Origin of the sequence: Gordonia sp. 852002-50816_SCH5313054-c (assembly GCF_001665925.1) — a bacterium.
GTDB lineage: Bacteria > Actinomycetota > Actinomycetes > Mycobacteriales > Mycobacteriaceae > Gordonia > Gordonia jacobaea.
In genome coordinates, this window is record NZ_LZTE01000031.1 from 40,885 (window position 1) to 63,353 (window position 22,469).

Sequence of the window (22,469 nt, forward strand, 5' to 3'; positions counted from 1 at the left end):
TGTGAGGTGGGACTTGCTTTCCCCATCACTGTGGCAGCGGTCACAAGCGCAGCCAATGCCTCGCGGCGTTTCCTAACAGTCCCTTTGGAAAGCTCGTGCCGTTTGCCGATGCCCCCTACCGAAAGCGCGGTCAGACCAGCCGGGCCGACGGCCACCGTCCACTCGCGACAGAGGTGGCGACGACCTCTCCGAGCAACTCGACGACGAGGTCACAAGCCGTCGACTGCGCCCGGTTGCGCGCTACGGCAGTGCCGATCGTCCGTGACAGAGCCGCGCCGACGATCGGCGCACAGCTGACCGCCTCCGCCGCGTCGATCGCCATCGCGGCCGGAAGCACCGTCCACCCGTGACCATCGGCGACGAGCCGACGTTGTACGCCGGCATCGTTGGTCTCCACCGCGACGGAGATGTCGACACCCGCGGACGCGGCGTCGACGATGCTGCGCAACCCGTGCGGAGGGGCGGGCAGCACGAGGGGATGCTGCAGCAACTCCTCCAGCGCGACAGGTTCGTCGGCGTGTAGACCAGCCGAACTCGGCGCCACCGCCCACAGGTCTTCGCGCAGCAGTGGACGGATGCGAAACGCCGAGGTACTCGGCTGCTCGAAGAGCAGCGCGACGTCGACGTCGCCGAGTTCGAGCCACTGTGCCAGGTGCCCCGCGTATCCGACGTCGACACGCAACGCGATGCCTGGATACCGTTGCGACACAACCGAGATGAGTTCGGCAGCGAGTAGCCCGACGGTCGAGGGCAACAGCCCGATGCTGACCCGACCGCGGACGTCCTCACCGGTACCCGAGAGCACTTCCGCCCGTGCCCGGTCGAGTTCCTCCAGCGCCCGTCGAGCACGTTCGAGTACCAGTTTGCCGCTGGCGTTCAACGACATCCCCGACCGGCTTCGTTCGAACAACTCGACGCCCAGTTCCGATTCCAACGCGTGGATCTGCTTCGTGACAGCCGGCTGCACCACGTGCAGTGTCTTCGCGGCCGCGGTCACGCTTCCGGTATCGGCCACTGCCAGCAACGCCCGTAGTTGTCTGATCTCCACGTCATCTCCACTCGCCCCGCCGTTGCACGAGGTCGTCGATTGTCGGTCCGCTGTCCGCCGGCATTCCGGCACGGAATGCGGAACCATGCCGAAATTCTATTACCCACTCATTCCCATAACGATAGAGAATCGTTGGCAGCTCAACAACGAAAGGTTCTGCCCATGACCAGCGCGCTTACCGACGGTGAATTGACCAACCACGGCGAATTAACCAACGACGGGGCATCAACCGACGGGGCACCGGTCGAGATTGTCGGCCCCGGCTGGCAACGCGATGTCTTCGAGGTGCTCAAGCAAGGCGGGGTGTCGCAGATCGCCTACGTCCCCGACGCCGGTCACTCCTACGCGATTCGTGCAGCGATCGCCGACCCCGACATCACCGACGTCGTGCTGACGACGGAGGAGGAAGGCGTCGGAGTCACGGCCGGAGCCTGGCTCGGTGGTGTGCGCTCAGCGTTGCTGATGCAGAGCAGCGGCGTCGGCAACTGCGTGAATATGTTTTCGTTGCTGGAGATGTGCCGATTTCCGTTCCTGACCCTCGTGACAATGCGCGGCGAGTATGCGGAATTCAATCCATGGCAGATACCGATGGGTTCGACCACCCAGCGCGCACTCGAACTCGGCGGCATCACCGTGCTGCGTGCCGACAAACCCGACGAGGTTCGTGAGGTCGCGCAGGCAGCCCTGGAATCGACCTTCCTCGCGGGCGAGCGCACCGCGGTACTACTCGGACAAAGCCTCATCGGCCGCAAGAAGTGGGAGCGAAACTGACATGACCGCAACTGATTTCACCGCCGTACAAGAGACCACTCCGATCGACCGCCGCGAGTTCGTGTCTGCATTGATCGATCGTGTTCCCGACGCTCTCATAGTCACCGGGCTCGGCTCGGCGTCGTACGACGTCTTCGCCCACGGTGAGCGCGACGAGAACTTCTACCTCTGGGGCGCGATGGGCGGCGCTGTTCCCGTCGGCCTCGGGCTGGCACTGGCGCAGCCCGACAGATCCGTCGTCGTCGTGACCGGCGACGGTGAGATGCTGATGGGCATCGGATCGCTCGGCTCCGCCGCGGTGCGCGCGCCCGACAATCTGACGGTCGTCGTGCTCGACAACGGACACTTCGGCGAAACGGGGATGCAGCGCAGCCACTCCGGGCTTTGCACACGCCTTCTCGACGTCGCGCACGGCTTCGGGATCCGTCACTGCCGCGAGGTCGATTCGCTCGGCCAGGTAGCCGACGTCGCGTCGAACATCAACGCGCGCAACGGACTCTCGTTCGTGCAGGTGCACATCGACACCGGCGAGCCGCCGCGCGCTCTTCCGCCACGCGACGGAGTCGCGGTGAAGAACAAGTTTCGCGCAGCACTCGGCCTGACCACATTCTGAGGAAGGACGGCACCATGCAGACCTATCAGCTCCGGATCGACGGCCGCTGTCGCGACAGCAGCACCGGTGAGTTCTTCGACTCGTTCGACCCTTTCACCGGGAAACCGTGGGCCAGCGTGGCCCGCGGCAGTGCCGCCGACGTCGACGATGCCGTCCACGCGGCGCACGACGCTCTCACCAACAGTGCCTGGTCGGAGATGACGGCGAGCGCACGGGGCAAGCTCTTGCATCGACTCGGCGACGCAATCGCCGCCAACAGTGCCGAGCTCGCCCGAACCGAGGTGCGCGACAACGGAAAACTGTTCGCCGAGATGTCTGCACAGACCGCCTACATTCCGGAGTGGTTCTACTACTACGGCGGTCTGGCAGACAAGATCGAGGGATCGGTTGTGCCACTGGACAAGAAGGGATACTTCGCCTACACGACGTCGGCTCCGGTCGGGGTCGTCGGCATCATCACGCCGTGGAACTCACCGCTGCTGCTGCTCACCTGGAAGCTGGCGGCAGCTCTCGCTGCGGGCTGCACCGTCGTCATCAAACCTTCCGAGCATACGAGCGCCTCGACCCTGGAATTCGTTGCGCTGCTCGAGGAAGCGGGCCTACCGGCCGGCGTGGTCAATGTGGTCACCGGGTTCGGACAGGAAGTCGGCAGCCCCCTGGTCGATCACCCGCTGGTGCGCAGGGTCAGTTTCACCGGCTCGGACGCGACCGGCAGCAGGATCGGCGCGCAGGCCGCGGGCGGCATCAAACATGTCGGCCTCGAACTGGGTGGCAAATCGCCCAACATCATCTTCGACGACGCCGACCTCGATGCCGCGGTCAACGGGGCGGTGTCGGGGATCTTCGCCGCAACCGGTCAGACCTGTATCGCCGGATCACGACTGCTGGTGCAGTCGTCTGTCCACGACGAGGTGGTCAGACGCGTCGTCGAACTGTCGAAGACCGCGCGCATGGGAGATCCGGCCGATCCGGACACACAGGTGGGACCGGTGACAACACGCGACCAGTACGAGAAGGTCCTCTCCTACATCGAGATCGCGAGATCAGAAGGCGCACAATTGAGTCTGGGCGGATCGGCCGCAACCCGACCCGAGTGTGGTGACGGCTGGTTCGTCGAACCCACGATTTTCACCGGCGTCGACAACTCCTCGCGCATCGCGCAGGAGGAGGTCTTCGGTCCTGTGCTCTCGGTGATCCGATTCGACGACGAGGCCGAGGCGATCGCCATCGCCAACGACTCCCGATATGGTCTCGGCGCAGGCGTCTGGACCTCCGACATGGCGCGAGCATTCCGGATGACTGCGGCGATCGAGTCGGGCACGGTGTGGGTCAACACCTATCGTGCCGTGAGCTACATGATGCCGTTCGGCGGCGTCAAGGAGTCCGGCCTGGGTCGCGAGAACGGCATCTCGGCGGTGGACGACTACCTGGAGACCAAGAGCGTGTGGATCAACACCGGCGCACCCTCCGGGAATCCGTTCGTGCTGAAGTGAACTAGCTCGATCCCGCGATCTCGGCGTGCTCGACGCGCAGGTTCTTCTTGAGGATCTTGCCCGACGGGTTCTTCGGCAACGCCTCGGCGAACAGGACGAACTTGGGCCGCTTGTACGGAGCGAGGATCGACGAAAGATGTTCCATCACTTCGTCTTCTGACAGGACCACACCGTCCTTGGCCACGACGACAGCCGTGACGGCCTCGATCCACTTCGGGTGCGGCACACCGAAGACGGCCACCTCCGCGACGCCGTCGTGAAGGTAGATCGCCTCCTCGACCTCGCGGGACGCGACGTTCTCACCGCCGGTCTTGATCATGTCCTTCTTGCGGTCGACGACCGACAGGTACCCGTCCTTGTCGATTACACCCAGGTCGCCAGAGTGGAACCAGCCGTTGCGGAAAGCCTCGGCGGTCTTGTCCTCGTCGGCGTAATAGCCCAGTGCCGCATGCGGACTGCGGTGCACGATCTCCCCGACCTCGCCGACGGGCACCGGATTGTCCTCGTCGTCGACGACGCGGGTCTCGACGTTGAGTGCCGCGCGCCCCGCCGATCCCGCCCGGTCGAGTTGCTCGTGCGGCTGCAGAATGGTTGCCAGCGGCGACATCTCGGTCTGTCCGTAGAAGTTCCAAAGGCGAACGTCGGGAAGCCGACGTGCCAGCTCACGTAGGACCTCGACGGGCATCGCCGCGGCGCCGTAGTAGCCCTTGCGCAACGACGAGAGGTCGCGGGTGTCGAAGTCGGGGTGGCGCAGCAGCGAAATCCACACGGTGGGTGGGCAGAACAGCTTGGTAACGCGCTCGGCCTCGATGGTGGCCAACATCGTTGCGGCGTCCGGCGCGTGCAGGATGATGCTGGTCGCACCGAGGTAGACGTCGACCGAGAAGAAGCAGTCCAACTGGGCGCAGTGGTACATCGGGAGTGCATGGATCTCGACGTCGGAGCCCTCCATCCCACCGTCGACGATGCAGGAGACGTACTGCGTCATCAGCGATTTGCTCGACAGCAGAACGCCTTTCGGCCGTGACTCGGTGCCCGATGTGTACATCATGCGGACCGGCTCGTCGTCGTCGATGACAATGCCGGGGGCAGACGCGTCGCCGGTCGTCATCCATTCGGCAACCGGCTCGAACCCCTGCGGTGCCTGTACTCCCGCCAAGGGAATCCACCCGCGGATATCGATGGGCGTACCCGCGGTCGCGATCGCCTCGATGACTGTCGGCCCGAGCGCATCTTCGACGACGACGCCCGACGCCTGGCTGTGGTCGAGGATGAAGGCGATCTCGGAGACGCCGAGTCCGAAGTTGATCGGTACGAGGATTGCGCCGATCCGCGCGCAGGCGAAGTTCAGCACGGCGAATTGCCACGAGTTGTGACTGATCAGCGCCAACCGGTCGCCACGATCGAGTCCGCGCGCGGTGAGCGCGTTGGCGCAGCGGTTGACCGCGGCGTCGAACTCGGCGTAGGTGAGGCGCACATCGCCGTCGATGATCGCCACTTTGTCGGGCGTGCGCGCAGCCGTGCGGTGCAACATGTCGCTGATCGTGTTGCCGCGTGCCGTCGCCACCGCCGCCTGTGTTGATTCAGTGAAGGCCGATTCCCTCGAGATCGATTCCTTCAAGGTCGACTCACCGTTACCTGTACTCACCGCGCGCTCCTTCGTCCCTGCCGAACGACACCCAAATTACTAGGTCATCCAAGTATATGGACGCGAATCGGCAGCTTGAGGTCAGCCAGAGGACTGAGCGGGGAGGATTCAGCGCGGCAGTATCCCGTCGAGCACGATGGACAGGTACTGCTTGGCGATGTCGTCGACCGACAGCGAGCCGCCCGGCCGGTACCAGCGGACCGCGACCCAGACGGTGTCGCGTAGGAAGCGGTACGCCAACTCGATGTCGAGGTCGGCACGGAACTCACCGTCGGCGACGCCACGCGCGAGCACCGAGTGCCACAGTTCACGGAACTCGACGTTGCGCTCGTTGATGTACGCGAAACGCTCTTGTCCCGCAAGGCGTTTGGCTTCGTCCTGGTAGATGGCGACCGCATGGCGTTGTGCGCCTATCGATTCGAACGAGGCGACGACCAACTCGCGCAGCGTCTCCGTCGCGGAGAGATCTGCGGCGGCGATCTCCTGGTATCGCGCGAAGAGGGAGTCGAGGAAGCTCCGCAGGATCTCGTCGACCATCGACTCCTTGGAATCGAAATGGTGGTACAGGCTTCCCGAAAGGATGCCGGCGGAATCGGCGATGTCGCGCACCGTCGTCGACCGTAGTCCCTGCTCGGCGAACATCCGACCTGCCGTCGCCAGCAGTTCGTCTCGCCTGGTTGACCCGTTGCGCGTCGCCACTCGCCAACCCTAGCAACTGCTTGGGCGTCGACGTGGGTCCACCGATCGGCTGAGTCGAATGTAGTCGAGCGGTGGATCCGCATGCGGCACGCGCGGCGGATCGTTGTACGCATGGCAATGATCGAAGTGGCAGGACTGACCAAGAGCTACGGCGACAAGCAGGTGGTCCGTGGCGTCGACCTCGAGATCGCCGAAGGCGAGATCTTCGGCATCCTCGGCCCCAACGGGGCAGGTAAGACGACGACCGTCGAGTGCATCGGTGGACTTCGCCGACGCGACGGCGGCCGTGTGCGTGTCGCCGGGTTCGATCCGGCCGACGAGGGACGTGGACTCCGCGAGGCCCTCGGCATCCAACTGCAGGAGTCACGCCTGCCCGAGAAGCAGACCGTCGGCGAGGCGATGCGGCTGTACTCCAGCTTCTACTCGGCACCGCGTGACTGGCGTGAACTACTCGACCGACTCGGTATGAGCGGCCACGAAGCGACCTACTTCGGCAAGCTCTCGGGCGGGCAGAAGCAGCGTCTGTCGGTGGCTTTGGCACTCATCGGCAATCCGAAGGTGGCCATTCTCGATGAGTTGACCACCGGACTCGATCCGAGCGCGCGCCGCGAGGTGTGGGGTCTGCTCGAAGACCTCAAGGACACCGGCGTCACGCTCCTGCTGGTCAGCCACTTCATGGAGGAAGCTGAACGTCTGTGCGACCGCGTCGCCGTCATCGACGACGGGCGCGTCGTCGCCCTCGACACCCCGGCAGATCTCGCGACCGCGGTGCAGGCCGACCAACGGATGTCGTTCATCCCGACGGCCGCCGTCGACCTCCACGCGCTCGCAGCGCTTCCCGACGTTCACCGCGTCGAGCGCACAGGAGAGCGGGTTCTCGTCACCGGAACCGACAACGTGGCGTCCGCCGTCATCATCGCGCTGCACGAGCACGGCATCGCGTGCGGCAAGCTCCGCGTCGACCAACCGAGCCTCGACGACGCGTTTCTCGCGCTGACGCACGCGCCAGACCTTCATGTTGCCGCCACAACCGAAAACGATTCCGAAGGAGTACGACGATGAGCGCCACCACCGCGATGATCGGTTCCGAAGCGAAGCTGTTGGCCCGTAACCCGGGGGTTGTGATCTGGACGGTGATCCTGCCCGTCGCGGCGTCGATCATCATCGCGTCGATCCCCGCCGCGCGCCAACCGCTCGACGAATTCGGCGGCCTGAGCGTGTTTCAGGTGTACCAGCCGATTCTGGTGCTGTTCGTCGTGGCGTTGCTCGCCGTCCAGGCGCTACCGGACGTACTCACGAGATACCGAGAGATGGGAATTCTCAAGCGATTACGCACTACTCCGGCATCTCCGAGTCTCCTGCTGATCGCGCAGTTCGTGTTGACCTCCGCCGTCTCGATCATGTGTCTCGCGCTGATCGTCGTCGTACCGGGGATCATCTCGGGGCAGTGGCCGCAACATCCCGTGGGGTTCATCGTCAGTTATGTGCTGACGGGTTGGGCTTTTCTCGGCCTGGGCATGGTGATCGCGTCGCTTTTCCGGAACGCGAAGGTCGCTGCGGGATTCGGCTCACTGGTGTTCTTCGTGTTGATGTTCTTCGCCGGATTGTGGGTACCCCGGGCGACGATGCCCGGGTGGTTGCACGTCACGTCGAACCTCACTCCGTCGGGAGCGGGCACACAAACGCTCGTAGATACCGCGACGACGGGCTGGCCAGCGATCGGGTACTTCGGCACACTACTGGTGTGGGGCGCAGTGACCACCGCGATCGCGGTCCGGACCTTCAAGTGGGAGTGAACAGCCCATTCACCACCACTGCGCTGGCGCACGGCCTGTTCCGACGCAACCTCGAGCGTGAACCGCAGGGACGCTGGCGCGACTGTCGGCACGAGCTGACCTGGCCGGACATCATCGTGCCCCCCAGTGCCGAGGTGTGGACGCTTCGGGTTCTCTATCTCGTCGCGCTTGTCGTCGCCCAACTCGTGCCCGCGTCGTCGACGCAGCATCTGGTGAGTGCCTCGGCGTTGATCGCGCTGATGGTCTTCACCGAGATCTGGACTCGCGTCAACATCGGGCCCATGTGGCGGCGTGTGGGGATCTTCGCTGTCACCACCACGCTGATCGCCGTCGCGATCGCCGCGACACCGATCGCAGGCATCGCGTCGTGGGCGGGTTACATGCTCTACGCGTCATTGTTCACCGGGCTCCCGATGGTGCTGACCATCAGTGTGTCGTGCGTGCTGATGACGGCGACGCAACGCTATGGCTGGGAGAACCTCGCCAATCCCTGGTGGGCGTCGGTACTCGCGTGGATTCTGAACTTCGTGATCGGCGTCGCCGTCGTAGTCGTGACCGACGCACGCGAGACATCCGTGATACGGCGCAACCAGCTCACCGAAGACCTCCTCGCAGAACGTTCCCGCACCGCCCGACTGCAGTCCGAACTCCTCGAGCAAGCACGACTCGTAGGCATCCGCGACGAGCGTTCCCGCCTCGCCCGCGAATTGCACGACACCGTCGCACAGGGATTCGTCGCGGTGGTCACGCAGTTGGAATCCGTCGACGAGGCTGAACTGTCCGACGCCACCCGCGACCGTGTGGACAACGCGAAAATGCTTGCGCGCGAAGGACTCGGCGAAGCGCGACGCGCGGTGAACGCACTCCGACCGCTCACACTGGACGCACAACCGCTACCCACCGCTGTACAGGATCAGCTCACCGCCTTTTCCAAGCGCAATCACATCACCGCGGTACTGCGGGTCGACGGCGACGCCCACGACCTCGGCGGCAGCGACGACACCGTACTGCGCATCCTGCAGGAATCACTGGCGAACATCGCCAAACACGCGGGTGCGCAGCAGGTCGTGGTGACGCTGACCTACCTCGACGACGAACTGCTGCTCGACATCCGTGATGACGGAGACGGTTTCGACGTCGACGCGGTACGACGATCCGCTCACAGCGGCTTCGGGCTGACCGGCATGGCCGAGCGCGCGCAGTTGCTCAGCGGCACCGTCGTCGTCGAATCCGATCCCGGTGCGGGTTGCGTTGTCTCCGTGTCGATTCCCACCGAGCGGTCGATTCCCACCGAGCGGTCGATTCCCACCGAGCGGTCGGTTCCCACCGAGCGAAGCGATGTGCCGAAAGGAGTACCGCAATGAGCTCGCGGCCGGACCAGATCAGTATCCTCGTCGTCGACGATCATCCGGTGGTGCGCGACGGGATTCGCGGGATGCTCGAGCGCGAAGCAGACCTCACCGTCGTCGGCGAGGCGACCAGTGGCGACGAGGCGCTCACCCAGGTGGCCGCGCTGACACCCGACGTCGTGTTGATGGATCTGCGCATGCCGGGATCCGATGGTGTCGGGGCGATTCGCGCTCTGCGCGCAGCCGACCGCGACTGGCCGCGCATCCTGGTGCTGACGACGTACGACACCGACACCGACATTCACGCGGCCGTCGACGCGGGAGCCGACGGCTACCTTCTCAAGGCAACCCCGCGTGAGGATCTGATCTCAGCGGTGCGCCGTGCGGCAGCCGGCCACAGCGTTCTCGACCCGAGCGTGGCGGGAAGCCTGATGAGCCGCAACCGAGCCGACACCCTCACCGAACGAGAGCGAGAAGTGTTGCACGCCATCGCCGGTGGCGGCACCAACCGTCAGGTCGCCGCCGAACTGATGATCAGCGAGGCGACGGTGAAGACGCACCTCCTGCGGCTCTACCCGAAGCTCGGTGTCGCCGACCGTGCCGCGGCCGTGCGAGTTGCGTTCGAGCGCGGACTCATCCGGTGACGAAGTAGTCGTCGAGGGTGACCATGGTCAGCTTTCGTTCTCTGATGATCTCCGCCAGTTGCGGGTAAATGTGCGTCACCGCAGGGTGATTGGCGTGCCCGATCACCACGGCCTGCTGGCGGAAGTAGGTGCGCGCGTTGGCGATGATGTCTTGCTCGCGCAGTACCCGCTCGTCCCCCAACGTCCCGTACCACATGGTCGACGCCGTGTAGCCCTGGTCGGCGGCGACGCGGTCGACCGCCGCATTGCGGTGTCCGTAGGGCGGACGATAAAACGGGGTGCCGTCGACTCCAAAGGTGTTCTGCAAGAAGCGCTTGTTGCGGTTGAGCTGGTCGGCGATCGCACTCTCCGACAATGAGGTCAACGAGGGATGCGTCCAGGTGTGGTTGCCCAACTGGATCTGACCCGATTCCACCAGCGGCGCAAGCGAACTCCGATGGTCGGTCCAACTCTTGTAGACGCCGGTCACAAAGAACGTGAAGCGCGCACCGGTGTCCTGCGCGAACTTGATGTACGCGCCGACGACGTCCGACCGCACCCCGTCGTCGATGGTCAGCGCGAGATAGTTGCCGTGCCCGGGTAGCGCGGTGATCGGCCCCTTGGGAAGCGGCGCCTTGCTGGGAACAACGGGTGGGGGTGCAACGAGGGGCGGCGTGAGCAACTGCTCGGGCAAGCCCGGCAAGCGGAGGTTCGGTGGAAGTCCCGGCGCCGCAGCTGCTTTCGAATCAGACAAACCGGATATCGCAACGACGGTGCCTGCCGCCAGTGCTGCGAGGAAATGGCGACGGTCCACGCCGTCCACTTAACAGCAGAGCCACTGGCCACACCAGTCACAAGAGGGGCACAGATGGTTCATGGGTGGGTAAAGCCCCTGAAGGATCTACCCACCCATGACGGGGTGTGACGTCGCTGAGCCTTAGTGACTCAGCGCTTACGCGCCTTCTTCGCGGCGCGCTTGTTGAGCTTGCTCCAGAACTTGATCTGCCCGTTGGCCATTCGCGTGTCGCGCTTGGTGAACGGCGGCGCGATCATCTCGGCGACGGTGAACGGCATCGTCGAAAATGCCACTGCGCGTGCATGGCTGAACGTCTCGAAGCCGGTCTTGCCGTGGTAGGCGCCCATGCCGCTGCGGCCGATGCCGCCGAAGGGCAGTTCCGCACCGAACATGTGCAGTGCGAAGTCGTTGCCGTTGATCGATCCACTGCGCGTGTTGTCGGCAAGCCGCTTGAAATTGGCGTTGTCGTCGCCGCACCAGTACATGGTCAGCGGATGGGGATTCGCTGCGATGTGGGTGATCGCCTCGGTCAGATCGCGGTACGGGTAGACACTCAGGACCGGGCCGAACACCTCGTCGTCGGCGATCTTCATGCCCGCCTTGACGCCGGTGAGCAGCGTCGGCGGGATCTTGCGGCGCTCGGCTGACGGAAGCTGCTCGCCGCCGGGGATCACCTGCCGCTTGGTAGCACCGAGTTCGACGGCGTCGTCGATCAGTCCGACGATGCGGTCGTAGTTCTTCTGGTTGATCGTCGACGTGTAGTCGGAGTTGTCGTAGATCGTCGGGAAGCTCTTGGTCCAGTGGGCGATGACCTTGTCGGTGAACTCACCGAGCTTTGCCTCGGGAACGAACACGTAGTCGGGGCACAGACACACCTGGCCACCGTTGGCCATGCGGGCTTCGGCCAGCATCTTCGCGGCCTTGCCGATGTCTGCGGAGACGTCGACGACGGCCGGGTTCTTGCCACCCAACTCGAGCGTCACCGGCACGAGGTTCTTGGCCGCCTCCTGCGCCACCGACGACCCCACCTCGGGCGAACCGGTGAAGAACAGATGATCAACGGCGAGCTTCGCGAAGTCGGAGCCCGAACCGTGCTTGGGCGTGATGACCGCGAGTTCTTCGACGGAGAAGTAGTCCGGTGCGTGCCGCGCGATGACCTCGGTGGTGCGGGCGGTGATCGACGACGGCCGCATCAGCACCCGGTTACCGGCCGCGAACGCCGAGGCCGCGGGTACGAACGTCAACTGCAGCGGGAAGTTCCACGGCCCCATGATCCCGACCACGCCGAGCGGATCGTGCCGCACCCGCTGCTTGAACCCGATCAACCCCTGCACGCGCGCCGACGGGGTCTCCTTCATCCATTCCTTGACACCACGGCGCTGGTGGGTGATATCGATGAGGCAGCCGGCGACGTCGGCCGTGATGCTCAATTCGGCTGGGCGCGTGCCGAAGTCGGCGGTCAATGCCGCGCAGATCTCGTCGGAGTTGTCGAGCAGGAGCGACCCGAGCCGCGTGATGCGGTCGATGCGCGTGTTGGCATCCGGGATGCCGTCACGCAGGAACGCGGCCTGCTGGATCTCGAGCAGTTCGGCCATCGAGTGAGCCTCCGACGAGACCCCCTTCTCGATGCGGCGACCCGCTCCGGTCGTCACGTCCGCAGGCTTGGTCATGGTGGCTCCTTGAGGATTTGCGGGTACTCAGAGGCACCGTCCGGTGAGACGCCGCCCCGATTGTGTATCACATGCTATGCCGTAGATCACACGAATGCGAGCGCGGGTCGACGGCGCACACCCCGCCAACGCACAGTCGGCGCGAGGAAGCGCACAGTCGACCCGGGCGAGCCGTCGACTGGGCGCTCGAGACCGTCGACTGGGCGCTTAAAGCTGCCGACTGGGCGCCCGAGAACGCCGACTGGGCGCTCCGTACTGCCGACTGGGCGCACGAGAACGCCGACTGGGCGCTCTCGACGATCGACTGGGTCAGCCGAGGCGCTCGATGATCGTGACGTTGGCCGTGCCGCCGCCCTCGCACATGGTCTGTAGGCCGTAGCGGCCGCCGGTGCGCTCAAGTTCGGCCAACATCGTCGCGAAGAGCTTGGACCCCGTGGCTCCGAGAGGATGCCCGAGCGCGATTGCCCCGCCGTTCGGGTTGACGCGCGCCGGGTCGGCGCCGGTCTCCTTCAACCAGGCGAGGACTACTGAGGCAAACGCTTCGTTGATCTCGACGACGTCGATGTCGTCGATGCTCAGCCCCGACTTGGCCAGCGCGTACTTCGTCGCGGGGATGGGCGCGGACAGCATCATCACGGGGTCGTCGCCGCGGACCGAGATGTGATGGATGCGGGCACGCGGGGTCAGGCCGTACTCGGCGAGCGCCTTCTCGCTGACCACCAGCGCGGCCGACGCCCCGTCGGAGATCTGCGACGCCACCGCCGCCGTCAGCCGCGAACCGTCGGCGAGGGGAGCCAGCCCTGCCATCTTCTCCAACGACGTGTCACGCGGACATTCGTCGACGACGCAGTCGGCCAGTGCGACGGTCTCGCCGTCGAACCGTCCCTGTGCAATCGCGGCTTTGGCTCGCTGATGCGACTGCAGCGCCCATGCCTCCATATCCTCGCGGCTGATGTCCCACTTTTGCGCCATCAGGTCGGCGCCGACGAACTGCGAGATCTCGGCGTCGCCGAATCGTTCGCGCCAGCCGACGGATTCGGCTGTCGGCGTGGTGAATCCGAACTCCTGGCCGGCAATCATGGCTTGCGAGATGGGGATTGCGCTCATGTTCTGCACACCACCGACCACCACGACGTCCTGCGTCCCACTCATCACACCCTGCGCTGCAAAGTGGATGGCCTGTTGGCTCGAACCGCATTGACGGTCGACGGTGGTCCCGGGTACCTCCAGCGGCATTCCGGCAGCCAGCCAAGCGGTTCGGGCAATATTGCCCGCCTGCGGACCGATCGCGTCGACACACCCGAAAACGACGTCGTCGACGACCGCCGGGTCGATCCCCGTCCGACTGACGAGTGCAGAGATGACATGCGCACCCATGTCGGCCGGATGCGTCTTGGCAAGCGAGCCGTTGCGCTTACCGACGGGCGTGCGAATGGCGTCGACGATGTACGCCTGTGGTGTGCTCATGAGAACTCCTGATAGATAACGGTCTTCACGCTCAGGCGCGCTGACTGGAGATGGACACCACTTCGCCAGTGAGATAGGTGGTGTAGTCGCTGGCGAGCATCGCGATGGTGGCCGCGACCTCCCATACCTCGGCCGCGCGGCCATAGGCCTCGCGCAGCGCAAGGTCGTCGAGCAGTTCGTCGCTGGTCACCTTCGCAAGGAAGGGATGCTTGGCAATCGACGGAGCAACAGCGTTGATACGCACCCCGAAATCGGCAGCCTCGACGGCTGAACAGCGCGTCAGTGCCATCACTCCCGCCTTGGCGGCGGCGTAATGTGCCTGTCCGCGTTGAGCTCTCCACCCGAGGACCGATGCGTTGTTGACGATTACGCCACCATGCTCGACGGCACGGAAGTAGCGGAGCGCGGCCCGCGTGGCCCGGAACGTCCCGGTGAGCGTGATGTCGACGACGCGGTCCCACTCCTCGTCCGACATATCGGCGACGGGTGTCTCGCCACCGAGGCCGGCGTTGTTCACCAACACGTCGATGCGGCCAAGTGAGTCTGCGGCACGTGCGATCAGCGCATCCACATCGGCAGTGGACTGCACATTGCACACCACCTTGCCGACAGTCTGACCGTCGAACTCGGCAGCGAGTTGGTCGGCAGCCTCGCCCAGTCGTCGCTCATGCCAGTCACTGAGCACGACGTCGGCGCCCTCTAGCAGCGCACGCCGCGCCGTCGCGAATCCGATACCCGTACCTGCCGCCGCGGTCACGACCACCTTGCGTCCCAACAACAATCCGTGGCCCGGCGTCTCCTCCGGAGGCGTTGCCAACGGCGACCTCTCACCATCGACCTGACTCGACGTCGTTTGCGTCATCGTGTCCACACCTCTCGTAGTGGTTCCGCGGTTGTGCCTGGCTTTGTTTGAGTCATGCTCGTGCCTCGCTGTACCTCTTCAAGCTCGTGCCTCGCGGGGTAGGCCGAGTACGCGCTCGGCAATGATGTTGCGCTGCACCTCGTTCGAGCCGCCGTAGATGGTGTCGGCGCGGGTGAAGAGGAACAGGCGTTGCCACTCGTCGAGTTCGACATTCTCCGGGTCGTGAATGTCGTTGAGGTGGCCCTCGACGGTCTCGCTGGGCCCGATCAACGACGCCGGGCCCGCCACCGCCATTGCGAGCTCGCCGAGGTCTCGATGCCAGTTGGCCCACAACAGCTTTGCCACCGAGGCTGTCCCCGCAGCGGCGGCCGCACCCCAGGTCCCCCCGGAAACTGTCGCGTCGTCGTCGAGTGTCCGTTGCGCATTGGCACGCATCGCGCTCAGCCGGATGCGGGCGCGAACGAGGCGTGCGGCTATCTCCGGATTCTCGAGAGCTCCGTTGGCTCTTGCCATCTCGGTGATCGCGTCGAGTTCCCGCGCGAATCCCACCTGCTGCCCCAGCGTCGAGACACCTCGCTCAAACTGCAGCAGCCCCATCGCGACCCGCCAACCGTCGCCGGACTCTCCGACGATGAGGCCGGCGTCGGTGGTCGCGTCGTCGAAGAAGACCTCGTTGAATTCCGATGTTCCGGTCAGTTGCTGGATCGGCCGCACCGTGACGCCGGGCTGGTCGATCGGGACCAACAGGAAGCCGAGTCCCTTGTGGCGCGACGAGCCCACTTCGGTACGCGCCAGCACGAACACCCATTGCGCCACGTGCGCGAGCGACGTCCAGATCTTCTGTCCGTTGACATGCCAGCGCGCGCCGTCGTCGGAAAGTCGGGCCGTCGTGGAGACGCCCGCGAGATCGGAGCCCGCCCCGGGTTCGGAATAGCCCTGGGCCCACAGCTCGGTGACGTCGACGATGCCGGGAAGGAAGCGCTGCTTCTGCTCTTCCGTACCGAACTCGATCAGCGTCGGGCCGAGCAGTTCCTCACCGAGGTGATTCACCCTCGCAGGCGCGTTCGCGCGCGCATACTCCTGATGGAAGATGATTCGCTGCTCGAGTGTCGCGCCACGGCCCCCATACCGCGTGGGCCAACCGAGGCATGTCCAGCCGGACGCCGCGAGGTGGCGATCCCACGCCAGACGCTCGGAGAAGAACTCGTGCTCGCTCCCCGGCCCACCCCGACCCTTGAGCGAGGCGAAGTCGTCGACGAGATTCTGCGCCAGCCACTCGCGCACCGCTCGCGTGAACTCTCCGGTCGCGTCGGGCGTGCTTCGCGCCCATTCGCCCAGGTCGACGGCACGATCGGCAAGGTTGATCGACGTCATGATCGCTAGCATAACCTACCAAGCATTTGTTAGGTTATGGCCATGGAGTCGATAGTCACCAACGGCGACGCCCAGTCGACGGGACAGAGCGCCCAGTCGGTCGAACAGAGCGCACAGTCGACGGGAGGGAGCGCCCAGTCGGTGGAAGGGAGCGCCCAGTCGACGGGACAGAGCGCCCAGTCGACGCCCGCGGCACTGATCCGGGCGGCGCGGACCTGGCCGGCGCAGCAGGCGATCGTCGACCGCCAGTGGGGTGAGGGGGACGAGAGCGTCGAGCTGACATACGCGGAGCTGCTCGAGCGGGTCCGTGAGTTCGCCGCGGCGCTTGTCGCATCAGGTTTCGAGGTCGGTGACAGGGTGGCCATCTGGTCGCCCAACAGCTATCACTGGCCGATCGCCGCATTGGGCATCCAGTACGCGGGCGGGGTGCTGGTCCCCCTCAACACCCGCTACACGGCGACCGAGGCCGTCGACGTGATCGAGAGAGCTCAGGTGTCGGCGGTGGTGGTGTCGGGTGAGTTCCTCGGCGTCGACCATGCGGCGGAACTGCTTGCCGAGCATCGCAGCTCGCTGCCCGATCTCGTGGTGCGGGTACCGCTCAACGGGTCGGCGCCAGCACCCGAGGGCAGCGTCGGCTGGTCGGACTTCGTCGCGCGTGCCACCGACGAGACGCGCACTGAAGCGGATCGTCGAGCAGATGCTGTTGCGCCAGAGGATATCTCCGACATTCTGTTCACCTCAGGGACCACCGGGAAGTCGAAAGGCGTTCTGGCCGAGCACCAGCAGACCATCGCGGGCGCGCGGGCGTGGGGAGCCAACGGACTCCTGAGTCCATCAGACCGCTACTTGATGGTGAACCCGTACTTCCACACGTTTGGATACAAGGCGGGAATTCTGCCGTCGATTCTCTTCGGGACGACGATGATTCCGCTCGCGGTCTACTCCCCCACCGAGGCCATGCGGCTCGTCGAATCAGAGCGTGCGACAGTCTTTCCGGGTGCGCCGACCATCTTCCAGACCATCCTCGACGACCCCGCGCGCGCAGCCCACGACCTGTCGTCACTTCGCCTGGTGGTGACCGGCGCGGCCATCGTGCCGGTGGTGCTGATCGAGCGTATCCAGCGCGACCTCGGCGTCGACACGGTGATCACCGCCTACGGCCAAACCGAATCCAGCGGCTTCATCACCACGTGCACCCCCGCTGACGACGACGTCACGGTCGCGACAACGTGCGGCAGAGCCTTCGACGGCATGGAGATCGGGCTGTCGGACCAGGGTGAGGTGCTCACCCGTGGCGCGATGGTCATGCGTGGCTACCTCGACGATCCCGCGGCGACCGAAGCGACCATCGACGCCGACGGGTGGTTACACACCGGCGACGTGGGTGTGATCGACGAGCGGGGGAATCTCCGGATCACCGACCGGCTCAAGGACATGTTCATCTGTGGAGGGTTCAACGTGTACCCCGCCGAGGTCGAACAGACGCTCGCACGACTCGACGGAGTCACCGAAACCGCTGTGGTCGGAGTTCCCGACGACCGACTCGGCGAGGTGGGGCGCGCCTACGTGACCATCCACGACGCCACCCACCTCACCGAGAACGACGTACTCTCCTATGCGCGAACACATCTCGCGAACTTCAAGGTTCCCCGATCCGTGGTGTTCGTCGACGCGTTTCCCCGCAACGCGTCGGGCAAGATACTCAAACGCGAACTGCGCTGAACTCCAACCCGTTCACGAATCGGACTGCGATGCAGCCCATTCGGCGACGCGCTGGGCGCTCTGCTCTTCGGAGAGATCCTCGACGCGAGTCATCACCGACCATCGCACCCCGAACGGATCGAGGATCGACGCGAACCGGTCGCCCGAGACGAAGGTCGTGAGGGGCTCACGGACCGTCGCGCCGGCGGCTTCGGCCTTGGCAACCACCTCGTCGGCGCTGGGGCAGTAAAAGCCCAACGAGTAGCACGCGGCAGGCCCGTCGGGCGCGGCGATCAGGCCGTACTCCTCGTTGGGCTCGCCGAGTTGCAGGTGGCCGGTGCCGAAGTCGAGGTCGGCGTGCACGACCACGCCGCTGAACTCCGTGGCATCGACCAGTCTCGCCCCGAAGACACTGGTGTAGAACTCGATTGCCTGCTTGGCATTCGACACGGCGATGAACGGGGTGAGACTCGTCAGGCCGTGCGGGATGCCGTCGGTGGTGTGGTCGCCGGTGACGCCGGTCGTCGGCTCGGTGGTGTTCTGCTGTGTTGTCATGCGTTTCACGCTAGGGATCGTGTGCGGTGCGCGGCTTGTAGATTTGCGACGACTATCGTGGACGCATGCCCGTCAGCGGAGCCGACCACTCCGGCGCCCCAGACACCCGCGCCCCAGACACCCCGGTCACGGACACCGCAGACACCCGCGGTGTGCTCTACCCCGCTCGCCTGCCCACCTTCGACCGCGTCGTCGCGCCCGACGACCTCTCGTCGATGGTCTCGTGGTTCTGGATACCCCAGTGGAGCCTCGCGCCCGGCCGGACGTCGCGGCAGAACATTCTGCCGTTCCCCGCGTGCAACCTCGTCGTCGAACCTGATGGGGTGCTGATCGTCGGTCCGTCGACTCAGCGCACGCACCGCGATCTGACTGGCTCCGGCTGGGCCGTCGGGGCATTGCTGCGACCCGCGGGCGCTGCCGCGCTCGACGTTTCGCCACGATCTCTGCGCGACGCCGCGCAACCCTTCCGCGCGCCCGATCTGTTCGAATCGATCACTGCAACAATGACTGTCGAGGAACCCGACGTCTCCGACGCCGCGTCACACTTCGCGTCGTGGCTGCGTGAACACGCGACGCCGCCCCAGGAGTCGGCGCTGCTCGCGAACGAGATGCAAGACCTGATCGCAGCGGATCGCAGCATCGTCCGCGTCGACGACCTCGCACGCGAGATGTCGATGTCGATACGCACACTGCAGCGCATCGCCGACCGCCACATCGGCCTCTCCCCATTGGCGGTCATCCGCCGATACCGATTGCAGGAGGCCGCGGAACGACTGCGCGACGACCCGACGATCACCCTCGCCGACGTCGCCGCCGACCTCGCATACACCGATCAGGCGCACTTCTCCGCCGACTTCCGGCAGACCCTCGGCATGCCTCCAGGCGAATACCGTCGCGCCGTGGCCGAATCCGGTACGGACTCATGAACGACACGGCACGAGCCGAGGACCTGCTGGCACAGGTCGGCGCCCTCGACCCGGACTCCCCGACCAGAAGCATCGTCACGCACGGCGCGGTGATCGTGCTCAACGATGACCGCGCCTGGAAGTTCAAACGGCCGGTTCGGTTGCGCTACTTCGACTTCAGTACGCCACAGCTGCGTCGAGCTGCCCTCGACGCCGAACTCCGACTCAATCGGCGCTTCGCTCCCGATCTCTACATCGCGGTCCACGCGATCCGACGCGCCGCGGACGGTTCGCTCTCGTTCGACGGCGCGGGCGAGATCGTCGATCACGTCTTGGAGATGACACGCTTCGACGACGACGCACTGATGGTCAACTACGCACATCCAGGTGGCCTCGACGACGACCTGCTGCAGCGCCTCGCGATGCGCGTCGTCGAACTGCATCAGGGATCTGAGATCAGTGCGGATTCCCATGGTGCGCAACGATTGCAGGAGGTCGTCGACGGAAACCTCGCGAGCATGGCGGCATTCCCGGAGATCATCGAACCCGTTGTGGCACAGGAACTCACCGACCGAATCACTGCACTCATCACCGAGCATCGCGACCTTCTCGACGATCGGGTACGCGGCGGACGCGTTCGCCACTGTCACGGCGACCTGCATCTCGGGAATGTCGCGATCATCGACGGCGAGCCGATTCCGTTCGACTGCTTGGAGTTCGACGCGGAGCTTGCCACGACCGACGTGCTCTACGATCTCGCGTTCCTCGTGATGGACCTGTGGGCGCGCCGGCTACGCCACGAAGCCAACGTCGTCGTCAACACCTACTTCGATCATGCGACGTTCGATGGTTCTATCGACGACGAGGAGGCGTTCCGCCTGCTGCCGGTACTGCTCGCGGTACGTGCCACCGTGCGCGCACACGTCGCGGCAGCCGAACAGGACGTCGAGCGCGCACACGAATACCTGGCGCTTGCACTGGGTTTCACCGATTCTTCACTCCCGCAAGTTGTCGCGATTGGCGGCGGCTCCGGTACCGGGAAGTCGACGATAGCGCGGGCGGTCGGAGGCAGTCTCGACCCTGCTCCGGGCGCCCGAATCCTACGCACCGACGTGCTGCGCAAACGTCTTGCGGGAGTGGGCATCGGGGACAGGCTCCCGCGGTCGGCCTACACCGACGCCGCTCGGGCAGCGGTGTACACCGAGCTGTTCCGGCTCGCCGAAGCAGACCTGCGCGGCGGAATGAGCGTCATCGCCGACGCCGTGTTCGGCCGAAGAAGTCAGTCCTCGGCAATAGCCGACGCAGCCGAGCGCGCGGGCGTCGACTTCACCGGAATCTGGCTAAAACTACCTGAGGCCGAGCGCATTTCACGTATCGAACATCGCGGACTCGACGCCTCGGACGCCGACGCCGCCGTCGCGCGCAGGCAGAGTGAGACGCTCGAACTGCCCGACGAGCGCTGGCGGCGCGTCGAGGCGTCGGGCGACGTCGAATCCGTGGTCGCCGCGAGCGGGCTGGGTGCTGATCGCGGCTGAGGACGGCGTCTGGCAGCTCAGTCGCGCAGCGGCTTGACCAGTGGGAACAGGATCGTTTCGCGGATGCCCAAGCCGGTCAGCGCCATCAGCAGACGGTCGATGCCCATGCCGGTGCCCGCCGTCGGGGGCATGCCGTACTCCATCGCGGCGAGGAACTCCTCGTCGAGTCGCATGGCCTCGTCGTCGCCGGCGGCAGCGAGGCGTGCCTGGTCGACGAAGCGCTCGCGCTGGATGACCGGGTCGACGAGCTCGGAGTAGCCGGTGGCCAGCTCGAAGCCGCGGACGTAGAGGTCCCACTTCTCGACGACGCCCGGCACGCTGCGGTGTGCGCGCACCAGCGGCGACGTCTCGACGGGGAAATCGCGCACAAAGACGGGCTGCGAGAGCTTCTCGCCCACCATGTGCTCCCACAGTTCCTCGACGAGCTTGCCGTGACCGTAACCCTTGTCCTTGGGCACCTCGAGGCCGACGCGGGCGGCGATGGCGAGCAGCTCGTCGACGCTGGTCCCGGGATGTTCCGGCCCGCCGTCGGGCACGATCTCCTGGCCGAGCGCCTCGGAGAGCGACGGGTACATCTCCAACGAGGTCCACTCGCCGGAGAGGTCGTAGGTGGTGCCGTCGGGCATTTCCGGCGTGAGCGTGCCGATTGCGCCGAGTGCCACCTCCTGGATGATCTCGCGAGTCATCGTCGCGGCGTCGTCGTAGGTGCCGTAGGCCTGGTAGGTCTCGAGCATCGCGAATTCGGGCGAATGGGTGGAGTCGGCGCCCTCGTTGCGGAAGTTGCGGTTGATCTCGAAGACGCGCTCGATTCCGCCGACCACTGCCCGCTTGAGGAACAGTTCTGGCGCGATACGCAGGTAGAGGTCGATGTCGAAGGCGTTGGAATGGGTCACGAACGGACGTGCCGCCGCGCCGCCGTGCAGCGTCTGCAGCATCGGGGTCTCGACCTCGAGGAATCCTCGGGTGACGAGTGCCTTGCGCAGCTCGGCGATCACCGAGATACGGGTCCGCGCAGTCTCACGTGCTTCCGGACGCATGATGAGGTCGACGTAGCGCTGACGGACGCGCGTCTCCTCGTTCATCTCCTTGTGCGCAACCGGCAACGGGCGCAACGACTTCGACGCCATCGCCCAGTCGTCGGCCATCACCGACAGTTCGCCGGTGCGCGAGCTGATGACCTCACCGTGGACGTAGACGATGTCGCCGAGGTCGACGTCGGACTTCCATCGCGCGAGCGACTCCTCGCCGACCCCGTTGAAACTGATCATGGCCTGGAGCTGCGTACCGTCGCCCTCCTGCAGCGTGGCGAAGCACAGCTTGCCCTTGTTGCGCAGGAAGATCACACGTCCGGCGACGCCGACAATCGTGCCCGTCTCGGTGCCCGCTTCGAGTTCGGGGTGTGCCTCGCGGATCTCGGCGAGGCTGTGCGTACGGCCGATCGACACCGGATAGGCCTCGCGTCCCTCGTCGAGGATGCGGTCGCGCTTCTCCCGACGGATACGCAGTTGCTCGGGCGTCTGGTCGTCGTTTTCGGTGGTCGAGGGGTGATCACTCACTCCCGAAC

General features: G+C 65.4%; 21 protein-coding genes. 11 read left to right on the top strand and 10 right to left on the bottom strand.

The annotated features are described in order from the left end of the window. Positions 1-130: 130 nt before the first annotated feature. Complete coding sequence (locus A5788_RS05830) at positions 131-1,048, bottom strand: LysR substrate-binding domain-containing protein (protein WP_064864242.1); 918 nt, start codon at positions 1,046-1,048, stop codon at positions 131-133. A gap of 162 nt (positions 1,049-1,210) precedes the next feature. Here A5788_RS05830 and A5788_RS05835 point away from each other — a divergent pair, with 162 nt between their 5' ends. From A5788_RS05835 to A5788_RS05845, 3 genes are read left to right on the top strand one after another with little or no spacing between them, the layout of a single operon-like run. Continuing rightward, positions 1,211-1,819, top strand: a complete 609-nt coding sequence (locus A5788_RS05835; protein WP_231894086.1) for a phosphonopyruvate decarboxylase — start codon at positions 1,211-1,213, stop codon at positions 1,817-1,819. A gap of 1 nt (position 1,820) precedes the next feature. Continuing rightward, positions 1,821-2,432 (top strand): thiamine pyrophosphate-dependent enzyme, encoded by a 612-nt coding sequence (locus A5788_RS05840; RefSeq protein ID WP_064864240.1) that lies wholly within the window; start codon positions 1,821-1,823, stop codon positions 2,430-2,432. Positions 2,433-2,446: 14 nt separating this feature from the next. Beyond that, positions 2,447-3,925, top strand: coding sequence for an aldehyde dehydrogenase (locus A5788_RS05845; protein ID WP_064864239.1), 1,479 nt, complete (start codon positions 2,447-2,449; stop codon positions 3,923-3,925). A gap of 1 nt (position 3,926) precedes the next feature. Here the strand turns inward: A5788_RS05845 and A5788_RS05850 are convergent, their stop codons facing one another. Both A5788_RS05850 and A5788_RS05855 read right to left on the bottom strand, forming a co-directional pair. Further along, positions 3,927-5,573, bottom strand: a complete 1,647-nt coding sequence (locus A5788_RS05850) for an acyl-CoA synthetase (protein ID WP_231894087.1) — start codon at positions 5,571-5,573, stop codon at positions 3,927-3,929. A gap of 108 nt (positions 5,574-5,681) precedes the next feature. Beyond that, the gene (locus tag A5788_RS05855; protein ID WP_039856320.1) at positions 5,682-6,272 is read right to left on the bottom strand and encodes a TetR/AcrR family transcriptional regulator; all 591 of its coding nucleotides are present in this window, start codon (positions 6,270-6,272) and stop codon (positions 5,682-5,684) included. A 111-nt stretch (positions 6,273-6,383) separates the two neighbouring features. Between A5788_RS05855 and A5788_RS05860 the strand changes: the two genes are divergently transcribed. From A5788_RS05860 to A5788_RS05875, 4 genes are read left to right on the top strand one after another with little or no spacing between them, the layout of a single operon-like run. Then, complete coding sequence (locus A5788_RS05860) at positions 6,384-7,334, top strand: ABC transporter ATP-binding protein (RefSeq protein WP_064864307.1); 951 nt, start codon at positions 6,384-6,386, stop codon at positions 7,332-7,334. Further along, positions 7,331-8,068 (top strand): ABC transporter permease, encoded by a 738-nt coding sequence (locus tag A5788_RS05865; protein ID WP_064868515.1) that lies wholly within the window; start codon positions 7,331-7,333, stop codon positions 8,066-8,068. The genes A5788_RS05860 and A5788_RS05865 overlap by 4 nt, the downstream gene beginning before the upstream one ends. Then, positions 8,065-9,432 carry a sensor histidine kinase gene (locus tag A5788_RS05870; protein WP_231894088.1) on the top strand — a complete coding sequence of 456 codons (1,368 nt, stop codon included), beginning with the start codon at positions 8,065-8,067 and terminating at the stop codon, positions 9,430-9,432. The genes A5788_RS05865 and A5788_RS05870 overlap by 4 nt, the downstream gene beginning before the upstream one ends. Further along, a complete protein-coding gene (locus tag A5788_RS05875; RefSeq protein ID WP_064864233.1) occupies positions 9,429-10,061 on the top strand; it encodes a response regulator in 633 nt (210 codons plus the stop codon). Before A5788_RS05870 ends, A5788_RS05875 begins: the two co-directional genes overlap by 4 nt. Here the strand turns inward: A5788_RS05875 and A5788_RS05880 are convergent. Further along, the gene (locus A5788_RS05880; protein WP_064864308.1) at positions 10,051-10,854 is read right to left on the bottom strand and encodes a polysaccharide deacetylase family protein; all 804 of its coding nucleotides are present in this window, start codon (positions 10,852-10,854) and stop codon (positions 10,051-10,053) included. The two genes, A5788_RS05875 and A5788_RS05880, sit on opposite strands and share 11 nt — an antisense overlap. A 131-nt stretch (positions 10,855-10,985) precedes the next feature. Beyond that, the gene (locus A5788_RS05885) at positions 10,986-12,506 is read right to left on the bottom strand and encodes an aldehyde dehydrogenase family protein (RefSeq protein WP_064864231.1); all 1,521 of its coding nucleotides are present in this window, start codon (positions 12,504-12,506) and stop codon (positions 10,986-10,988) included. A gap of 71 nt (positions 12,507-12,577) precedes the next feature. On the opposite strand from A5788_RS05885, the gene A5788_RS05890 reads away from it, so the two are divergent. Beyond that, positions 12,578-12,835: a hypothetical protein gene (locus tag A5788_RS05890; RefSeq protein WP_064864229.1), complete on the top strand. Its 258-nt coding sequence runs from the start codon at positions 12,578-12,580 to the stop codon at positions 12,833-12,835. Here A5788_RS05890 and A5788_RS05895 read toward each other — a convergent pair. The 3 genes from A5788_RS05895 to A5788_RS05905 form a co-directional block, all read right to left on the bottom strand. Further along, positions 12,816-13,973 carry an acetyl-CoA C-acetyltransferase gene (locus A5788_RS05895; protein ID WP_064864227.1) on the bottom strand — a complete coding sequence of 386 codons (1,158 nt, stop codon included), beginning with the start codon at positions 13,971-13,973 and terminating at the stop codon, positions 12,816-12,818. The genes A5788_RS05890 and A5788_RS05895 overlap by 20 nt on opposite strands. Positions 13,974-14,004: 31 nt before the next feature. After that, on the bottom strand, positions 14,005-14,835 hold the full coding sequence (locus A5788_RS05900; protein ID WP_064864305.1) for an SDR family oxidoreductase: 831 nt from the start codon (positions 14,833-14,835) through the stop codon (positions 14,005-14,007). 78 nt (positions 14,836-14,913) lie between these two features. Then, positions 14,914-16,209, bottom strand: a complete 1,296-nt coding sequence (locus A5788_RS05905) for an acyl-CoA dehydrogenase family protein (protein ID WP_064864225.1) — start codon at positions 16,207-16,209, stop codon at positions 14,914-14,916. 42 nt (positions 16,210-16,251) lie between these two features. Here A5788_RS05905 and A5788_RS05910 point away from each other — a divergent pair, with 42 nt between their 5' ends. Next, the gene (locus A5788_RS05910) at positions 16,252-17,931 is read left to right on the top strand and encodes a FadD3 family acyl-CoA ligase (RefSeq protein ID WP_231894089.1); all 1,680 of its coding nucleotides are present in this window, start codon (positions 16,252-16,254) and stop codon (positions 17,929-17,931) included. Between the two features lie 12 nt (positions 17,932-17,943). On the opposite strand, the gene A5788_RS05915 is transcribed toward A5788_RS05910, so the two are convergent. Beyond that, positions 17,944-18,465 carry a VOC family protein gene (locus A5788_RS05915; protein ID WP_064864224.1) on the bottom strand — a complete coding sequence of 174 codons (522 nt, stop codon included), beginning with the start codon at positions 18,463-18,465 and terminating at the stop codon, positions 17,944-17,946. A gap of 65 nt (positions 18,466-18,530) precedes the next feature. Here A5788_RS05915 and A5788_RS05920 point away from each other — a divergent pair, with 65 nt between their 5' ends. Beyond that, a complete protein-coding gene (locus tag A5788_RS05920; RefSeq protein ID WP_082937840.1) occupies positions 18,531-19,391 on the top strand; it encodes a helix-turn-helix domain-containing protein in 861 nt (286 codons plus the stop codon). Further along, positions 19,388-20,905: a bifunctional aminoglycoside phosphotransferase/ATP-binding protein gene (locus tag A5788_RS05925; RefSeq protein WP_064868518.1), complete on the top strand. Its 1,518-nt coding sequence runs from the start codon at positions 19,388-19,390 to the stop codon at positions 20,903-20,905. The genes A5788_RS05920 and A5788_RS05925 overlap by 4 nt, the downstream gene beginning before the upstream one ends. A 17-nt stretch (positions 20,906-20,922) precedes the next feature. Here the strand turns inward: A5788_RS05925 and lysS are convergent, their stop codons facing one another. Further along, positions 20,923-22,461, bottom strand: a complete 1,539-nt coding sequence (gene lysS / locus A5788_RS05930) for a lysine--tRNA ligase (protein ID WP_064864220.1) — start codon at positions 22,459-22,461, stop codon at positions 20,923-20,925. Positions 22,462-22,469: the final 8 nt, after the last annotated feature.